The 6,436-nt window shown below is 78.1% G+C and carries 3 protein-coding genes; 2 read left to right on the top strand and 1 reads right to left on the bottom strand.

Annotated features, from left to right (window positions below; genetic code table 11):
- Positions 1-21: 21 nt before the first annotated feature.
- Positions 22-1,923, bottom strand: a complete 1,902-nt coding sequence (locus ACFUEL_RS32570) for a hypothetical protein (RefSeq protein ID WP_380240653.1) — start codon at positions 1,921-1,923, stop codon at positions 22-24.
- Between the two features lie 191 nt (positions 1,924-2,114).
- Between ACFUEL_RS32570 and ACFUEL_RS32575 the strand changes: the two genes are divergently transcribed.
- Together ACFUEL_RS32575 and ACFUEL_RS32580 are read left to right on the top strand one after the other, a co-directional pair.
- Entirely contained in the window at positions 2,115-2,678 is a 564-nt protein-coding gene (locus tag ACFUEL_RS32575; protein WP_380240655.1) for a hypothetical protein, read from the top strand.
- Entirely contained in the window at positions 2,675-6,421 is a 3,747-nt protein-coding gene (locus tag ACFUEL_RS32580; protein WP_380240657.1) for a HEAT repeat domain-containing protein, read from the top strand. Before ACFUEL_RS32575 ends, ACFUEL_RS32580 begins: the two co-directional genes overlap by 4 nt.
- The last annotated feature ends 15 nt before the right edge of the window (positions 6,422-6,436 follow it).

A 6,436-nucleotide genomic window follows, 5' to 3' on the forward strand; every position in this document is an offset into this window, starting at 1 on the left:
CACGGGCTGGTACACGGACGCCTACGGCGACTGCACCGGCGGCTGTGAACCGGTCGGCGACGGCGTCCCGGTGGGCTCCTCGGACGGCGAGGCGCTCGGGCCGGGGCTCGGGCTCTCCGTCCCGCCGAGCTCGGGCTCGACCGCGATCACCGCGTCGTCGGGCGGCGAGGTGACCGTCCGGTCCGGCGCGGTGCCGGTCGCCGTCGCGGTGTTGCGCACCGTCCCGGCCTCGGCGTCGGCCGCGGTGACGGTGTACGAGCCGGTGCAGGTGGTGACCGCGCCGGGGGTGCCGCGCGGCGTCAGCGTGGTGGCCGCGCACCGCACGCCGGTGAGCCGGTCGTCGGTGAGGAACAGCCCGGTGACCTCCCGGTCGGTGGTGTTGGTGACGGTGTACGTGTAGGTGGCGGTCTGCCCGACCCGGTAGACCCGGGCGTCGTCGACGTGCTTCTCCAGCAGCAGCCCGTAGTCGTCGTTCAGCGGCAGCTCCTGCCGGGCCTCCGGCGACTCGACCCGTCCGCCGTCCGAATCCCCGTGCGCGAAGGCGGTGTTGGTGATGTACCCGCGCCGCACGTCGGCCTCGGTGACGGTGTACGCGGCGGTGCAGGTGGTGGTGGCGTCGACGGCGAGGACGGTGGTCGGGCAGCTGACCGGGCCGACCACCGGGTCGGTGACGGCCAGGTCGCGGACCTCGGTGTCGCCGGCGTTGGTGACCACGAACTGGTAGGGGACGACGGTGCCCGCGGTGACCGGGTCGGGCAGCGGGTGGGCCCGGTCGATCTGCTTGACCAGGTTGAGCCGGGGCAGCGGGGCGGCGCTGCGGGCGGTGACGTGCCGCAGCAGGTGCACGTCGGTGAACGCGCCGGTGGACGAGGCGAAGCCGAACTTGTAGGTGGCGGGCACCGGTTGGGGCGCGGCCCGGCTGAGCACCCGGACCGGCCCGGAGCCGAAGTCGACGTCCACCTCGACCTGCGGGTCGGGCCCGGGTGTGACGGTGACGGTGACCGTCCGCCGGCTGGGTTCGAGCGCGGCCTCGGCCTGCGCGGGGGTGGTGCCGGGCGGCAGGTCGGCGGCGGTGGCGGGGCCGTGCAGCTGCCCGGACAGGGTGGACGGCCACGGGCCGGTGGTGCCCGTGTTGCTGGTGGTGGCGCCGAGGAAGCAGTAGCCGCTGGTGCCCTCGCCCGGACCGCGCAGCGTCACCATGTTGGCGCCGGGCGCGGGCGCCCGGAAGGAGGTCCCGGCCGGGGAGCGGGTGGCGCAGCCGTCGCCGCGGTGCTCCCAGTCGCCGAAGTAGTTGCCCAGCACGTCCAGGCCGACGCCCAGGTAGCCGCCCTCGACACCGGGCAGGAAGGCGTTGGCCGGGTTGTCGTCCGGGAGCTTCTGCGCGTACCCGAGGCTGCCGCCGAACGCGCCGGGGCGGGTGAGCGAGGCGGCGCCGTCGACCAGGAAGAACGCGATGCCGTCGGCGGGCGAGGGCTTGGTGGTGTCGCCGCCGTACTGCCACTGCTCGAAGGTGACCCGGATGCCCTCGTTGGCGGGCAGCGGGCGCTCGTACAGGACGGCGGCGGCCCGGTCGTTGCCCGCGTCGGTCATCCGCAGGTAGCCGTGCGGGGCGGCCGCGTTCGGCGGGACGGGGCCGATCGCGCCGCCGCTCGGGCAGCCGGTCAGCGGGCGCGGCTCGGCGACCGGGAGGGCGGGGATCTCGGCGGCGCCGGTGAGGCAGGTGCCGTCGGTGGCGACGAACCCGCTGTCGGCGCTCGCCCCGGTGAAGGTCTCGTCCACCAGCAGGGTGCCGGCGGCGGCCCGGGGCGCGGCGGGCGGCGCGGCCGCGGCCAGTGGCAGCGCGGCCGCCCCCAGTGCGGTCGCGGCGCAGAGCGCCACGGCCGCGAGTCTGCGCCCGGCTTCGGGGGCCTGTCGTTCGGTCACGTTCGTCTCCGCCTCTCCGGTCGATGATTCGCAGTCGACCTTCACGGCGGACGGAACCCGCGGCGCACACGCGCGCAACCGCGGAGAAGCACCCGCCCGGCGCAGCGCCCCGCCCCGACCCGCCCCGGGGCCGGACGCTTCGCCCGCCCATCTGCGGTTGGCGGAGGGCGAGTTGAGGGGATGATGCCCCCATGGGGAGTACGCGGTGGCGGGTGCTGGTGTGGGTCGGGGCCGGGGTCTCGGTGGCGGGGCTCGCGGCCTTCCTGTGGGGCGAGGGCCTGGACCGGGCCAACCAGTGGGCGGGCGTGCTGGGCCTGTTCGTCGGCCTGGCGGGCCTGGTGCTCTCGCTGGTCGGCGGAGTCAGGGGCCGCTCCGGCGGCCAGTCCGCGGACGGAGCGGCGGCCGGCGGCTCGGTCCGCCTGATCCGGAACGTACGGGGCGACGTGGTGCTCGGCACCGACCCCTCCCCCGCCGCCGTCCCGCCCCCCGGCCCCGTCCCGCCCCCCGGCCCCGTCCCGGACGCGCCCCCCGCCGGCGGCCAGTCGGCCCGGGGCGTGCGCGCGGGCGGAACGGTCGACCTGCTGGACGGCGTGGAGGGCTCGGTGCGCTTCGACGGACGGCGCCCCTCCGACCCCCCGCAGCCGTCCGACAGCCCCCTCCCGTCCGACAGCCCCCTCCCGTCCGACACGCCCCGGCCCCCCGGCACCTCCCGACCCCCCTCCACCCCCCGCCCCTCCGACGGGCCGCAGTCGTGACCGGCTTCTGGCGGCGGCTGTTCGGCACCGAGGAGGACGGCGGCGCCCAGTCCGCGGCGGGTGCCCGGGTCGGCGGCGACCTGACGCTGATCCAGCGGGCCGGCACCGTGCAGATCACCACCGGCCCGAAGCCGCCCCCGCCGGGCGACCTGGACGGGGCCCGGCAGCGCTACGCGCGGCGGCTGCGCGAGCGCTACCTGCGGCTGGACCTGGAGGTGCTGACCCCGCTGTCGGAGCAGGACGAGCACCCGGCGGTGCACCTGCGCGAGGTGTTCGTGCCGCAGCTGGTGCGCTCCGACCCGCCGCCGGTGGAGCTGCCCCGGGAGCTGCTGAAGCGGCTGACCGAGCCGGGCGAGCTGGATCCGGGGCGGCTGCCCCCGGGCGTCGAGCGGGACACCGTGCGCCGGGTCCGCGAGGCGTACCGGCAGCGCCCCGCGGTGCCGGTGCTGCCGCTGCTGTCCGGTCCGGACGGCCACCGGGCGGTGCTGCTGGGCGATCCGGGCTCGGGCAAGTCGACGCTGGCCCGGTTCCTGTGCCTGGCGCTGACCGAGCCGCTGCTCGACCCGCAGGCCGCCGTCCCGTCCGAACTGGCCCCGCTGGCGGGCCGGTTGCCGCTGATCGTGGAGCTGCGCCGGTACGCGGACCCGGTCTGGCGCGAGCGCACCTTCGAGGAGTTCCTGGCCCACCTGCACCGCACCGAGGGCCTGGGCCTGCCCGGTGACCTGCTGGCCCGTCAGCTGGCCGAGCACCCGGCGCACACCCTGGTGCTGTTCGACGGCCTGGACGAGCTGTTCGACCCGCAGGCGCGGGAGAGCGCGGGCCGCCGGATCGGGGCGTTCGCCGCCCGCCACCCGCAGGTCCGGGTGGTGGTGACCTCCCGGGTGATCGGCTACCGGCGCGAGCCGCTGGACGCCGCCGGGTTCGGCCACTACACGCTGCAGGACCTGGACACCGGCCAGATCGACGCCTTCGCGGCCCGCTGGTACGCCAACGCCTGCCCCACCGACCCGGTGGAGGCCCGGCGGCTGCGCCGGCGGGTGACGGCCGCGGTGGCCGGCTCCGCCCCGGTCCGCGACCTGGCGGGCAACCCGCTGATCCTGACCATCCTGGCGATCATCGGCCGCCGCCGGGAGCTGCCACGGGACCGCCGCTCGGTGTACGAGCACGCGGTGGCGGTGCTGGTCGAGCACTGGGACCCGAGCAAGTACCTGCAGGACCGGCGGGTGGACGGCGGCATGCCGTACCTGGCCTCCGAGGACCGGCTGGAGCTGCTGCGCCTGGTGGCCCGCCGGATGCAGGAGGGCGGCGACGGCATCGCCGGCAACCACGTCCCGGGCCGGGTGCTGCTGGCCTCCTTCGAGCGCTACCTGCGCGAGCGCTACGAGCTGCCCGCCGACCGGGCCGCGCCGGCCGCCCGGGCGATGCTGCAGCAGTTCCGGGAGCGCAACTTCATCCTGAGCCGGTTCGGCGGCGAGGTGTACGGCTTCGTCCACCGGGCGTTCCTGGAGTACCTGGCGGCGTCCGAGATCGCCCACCGCTTCAACCGGGAGCGCTCGCTGACCGAGGAGCAGCTGCTGGAGGGCGTGTTCGCGGCCCGCTGGCGCGACCCGGCGTGGCGGGAGGTGCTGCTCCTGCTGGCCGGGGAGCTGGACGAGCGGTTCGTCGGCGCGGCGGTGTCCCGGCTGCTGGCCCGGGCCCCGGCGCTGCCGGGCCCGCCGGGGGCGCGGGACGCGGTGCCGGAGTGGCTGGTGCTGGCGGTGCGCTGCCTGGGCGAGGTCCGCCGGCCGGGGCTGGTGACGGCGCAGTCCGGGGCGGTGGTGGACGCCCTGGTGGCGCTGTTCGAGGCGTACGCCGCGGAGGGCTCGGCCTACCTGCCGGGCGAGACCGCGGAGGCGCTGGACGCGCTGCGCCCGGTGCTGGCCGGGCTGGGCCCGCACTGGGTGGGCCGGGAGCGCTTCCTGCGCTGGTACCTGGTGTACGGGCACCAGCCGGAGCGCGAGTCGCCGACGCCGATCGGGGCGGGCGCGGTGGCGGCCCGGCTGGCCTGCGCGCTGCACCTGAACGACCCGGACGGCCCGGCGGTGCTGCGTTCCTGGGCCGAGCACGGCTGGTCCTCGGCGCAGCGCGCGGCCGCGTTCGGGGCGCTCGCCGAGGGCTGGCCGGGCGATCCGGGCACCGGCGCGTTCGTCCGGGAGCGGGTGGAGCGGGAGGCCGACCCGCTGACCCTGGAGGCCGCGGTGGCGGCGCTCGCCGAGGGCTGGCCGGGCGACCGGGCGACGGGCGTGTTCCTGGCGGCCCGGGTGGCGGACGCCGGGGGCGTGAACCGGCTGAACGAGATGCTGGCGCTCGGCAAGGGCTGGACGGACGACGGCCCGGCGCAGCTGCTGCTGCGGGGCATCGCGGCGGCCGAGGAGCAGCCGGAGCTGCGCGGCCTGGCGGTGTTCGCGCTGACGGTGAACGGGCGGATGGACGGGCCGCTGGCGGCGTTCCTGCGCGAGCGGGTGCGCGCCGACCGGGCGCCGGGGGTGCGCCGGATGGCGCTGCAGGCGATCTGCCTGCAGCCGGCCGAGGATCCGGGCAACGCCCCGTTCCTGCACCGGCTGGCCGAGTCGGACCCGGATCCGCAGGTGCGGGTGTCGGCGCTGGCGGGCCTGGCCCGCGGCTGGGCGGGCGACCCGCGGGTGGCGGAGTTCCTGCGCCGCCGGATCGCCGAGGACCGCGACCCGCTGGTGCGGCTGCGGGTGCCGCCGGTGCTGGCGCTGCGCTGGGCGGGCGATCCGCAGGTCGCCGAGCAGTTGCGCGGCCTGGCGGTCGAGGACCGGCTGCCGGACGTCCGGGCGGGCGCGCTGGGGCTGCTCGGGCAGGTCTGGGCGGGCGATCCGGAGGTGGCGGCGTTCCTGCGCGAGCGGGCGGAGCAGGAGGGTCCGGGCCGGGCGGCGGCCACCGGCGAGCTGGCCGCGCACTTCGCGGACGTCCCGGAGCTGGGGGCGTTCGTCCGGGAGCGGGCCCGGAGCGCGCCGGACCCGCTGGTGCGGACCGCGGTGCTGTCCGCGCTGGCGAACCGTCAGGACCCGGACCCGGCGGACCGGGCGCTGTTCCTGGAGCGGGCGTCCGCCGACCCGGACCGGCGGGTGCGGGACGTGGCGCTGGCCGCGGTGGTGCGCTGCCACGACGGGGAGGAGCGGGCCGCCGCGCTGCTGCTGGAACGGATGGCGGGGCTGCGCGACGCGGACGTGCGGCTGTCGGTGCTGCGGGCGCTGCTGGCGCACCGGCCGGACGATCCGGCGGTGCGGGCGCTGCTGCGGGAGCGGGCGGAGCGGGACGCGTCGGGGCCGATCCGGGCGGTGGCGCTGCACGCGCTGGCCCGGTCCGGGAGCGGCGGGGGCGCCGGGCCGGCCGCCCTGCTGCGCGAGCGCGCCGTGGCCGACCCGGACCCGCTGCCGCGCCGGGTGGCGCTGCGGGCGCTGGGCCGCTGCCCGGACGGGGCGGCGGTCGAACTGCTGCGCTGGCGCGCGGTGGAGGACCCGGACGCGGGGGTGCGGATCGCGGCGCTGCGGGCGCTGGCGTTCGGCGCCCCGGGTGCGGCGACGGCCGCCCTGCTGGCGGCCCGGTCGCGGGCCGAGCTGGTGCCGGCGGCGGCCGCGGAGGCGTCCCGGCTGCTGGCGGGAGCGGGGGCGGGCACGGGCACGGGGGCGGACCTCCGGCCGGGGACGGCGAAAGGCTCCGCACTCCCGGGCGGTTGACCACCGTGCCCGGGG

The sequence above is a fragment of the Kitasatospora sp. NPDC057198 genome, from assembly GCF_042670125.1.
Classification (GTDB): Bacteria; Actinomycetota; Actinomycetes; order Streptomycetales; family Streptomycetaceae; genus Kitasatospora.

What these genes read in the sequence shown, in the direction of transcription:
- ACFUEL_RS32575 (WP_380240655.1), top strand. Translation starts at nt 2,115, where the DNA reads ATGGGGAGTACGCGGTGGCGGGTGCTGGTGTGGGTCGGGGCCGGGGTC.